Here is a 661-nt window from a genome sequence, read left to right as displayed (position 1 = left end):
GGCCCTCGATTCGCACGGTCTGCAGTGATGCCCCTCAGAAGGCCTACAGCAGACACGCATGCCCTGGTCAATGCCGCGATCGCAGGTGTCCAGAGCTTTTTCGAACCCGGCTTCCAGCTCGCAAAGGCCGGCGTCATGCTGCTCGCTCTTCAAGACGAAAAGGTATCCCAAGGCGAGCTTGACCTGGCGCCAGAAGTTGAACGTGACAGGACGCGGCTCATGCACGCCATGGATGCAATCAACGGACGTTACGGAAAGGGCACATTGCACGTTGGTTCGACAGGGCAGAGCGAGTGGAACCGAGAGTGGGGAATGCGCCAGGATCGACGCACCCCGCGATACACCACCAGGTTGTCCGAGATCCCGGTGGCCAAGGCATGAGCGTGCAGTGGTACGCTGCACAGCAGAACGTTTTCAACGCCTGCCAGAGGGGGGTCTATGGGATATGCGGATGGGGTTGCCGATGCGATGCTTGCAAGCCGTGCGGCCAGTGCAGAAAGCCAGGCCGCACGCGCGGTGGCGGATCTGCACGACGCGAAGCGTCGCCACGAGCGCGATATGGCCAGCGCCCGGAATGAGATTGCCGAACTACGTGCGACGCTGTCTCAGCTGAGAAAAGACAACGCCAGACAGGTTGCGCAGTCCCTCTGCGCGCAATCCA

2 protein-coding genes are annotated in these 661 nt (G+C 61.4%); both read left to right on the top strand.

Annotation, left to right across the window (positions count from 1 at the left end):
* A partial coding sequence (locus K9U40_RS23190; protein WP_282892427.1) for a DUF4113 domain-containing protein occupies nucleotides 1–381 on the top strand: 381 nt, incomplete at its 5' end.
* A gap of 57 nt (nucleotides 382–438) precedes the next feature.
* Nucleotides 439–661 (top strand): hypothetical protein (locus K9U40_RS23185; RefSeq protein ID WP_282892426.1); only part of this gene is annotated, 223 nt, incomplete at its 3' end.

This window comes from Xanthobacter autotrophicus (assembly GCF_030015065.1).
Taxonomy (GTDB): domain Bacteria; phylum Pseudomonadota; class Alphaproteobacteria; order Rhizobiales; family Xanthobacteraceae; genus Xanthobacter; species Xanthobacter autotrophicus_D.
This window is presented reverse-complemented; position numbering and strand designations above follow the sequence as displayed.